The organism is Streptomonospora alba, from assembly GCF_000826685.1.
Taxonomy (GTDB): domain Bacteria; phylum Actinomycetota; class Actinomycetes; order Streptosporangiales; family Streptosporangiaceae; genus Streptomonospora; species Streptomonospora alba.
The window spans coordinates 1-458 of the sequence record NZ_JROO01000060.1; the positions used below are offsets into that span (position 1 = coordinate 1).

The 458-nt window shown below is 72.3% G+C and carries 1 protein-coding gene; it reads left to right on the forward strand.

The features are described from left to right. Window positions 1–397 (forward strand): DUF1707 SHOCT-like domain-containing protein (locus LP52_RS24345; protein WP_040276751.1); only part of this gene is annotated, 397 nt, incomplete at its 5' end. Between the last annotated feature and the right edge of the window lie 61 nt (window positions 398–458).

The following is a 458-nucleotide window of genomic DNA, read 5'->3' on the forward strand; positions in this document are numbered from 1 at the left end:
CGCCTGCGCCGAGCGCCTGGCCATCGCCCTGCGGGAAGGGCGGCTCGACCTTCAGGAGTACGAGGATCGCCTGAACTCGGCGATGGGAGCGAAGACCGTCGGTGAGCTGTGGCCGCTGACCCGCGACCTGCCCGAGCCGCCTGCGGTTCCCGAACCCGCTGAGCAGTCCCGACAGCACGGCACGCACCTCACTCCGGAATGGCGCGAGCGGCTGGAGCCGTGGCGCGGACTGGCCGCCATCTCGGTGATACTGATCGGTATCTGGGGCGTGACCAGCATCATCGCCGCCGAGCCGCTGCTGTTCTGGCCGATGATCCCGATCGGGTTCATGTTCCTGTTCACCCTGGCCGGCTCGATCGCCGGCACCCCGCCCGACCGGCATCGCGACTGGCACTAGCGCGATCGGGCCGAGAGCGGGCGCCGCCCGCTCCCTGCGGGCGCGGCGGGCCCGCCGCGCC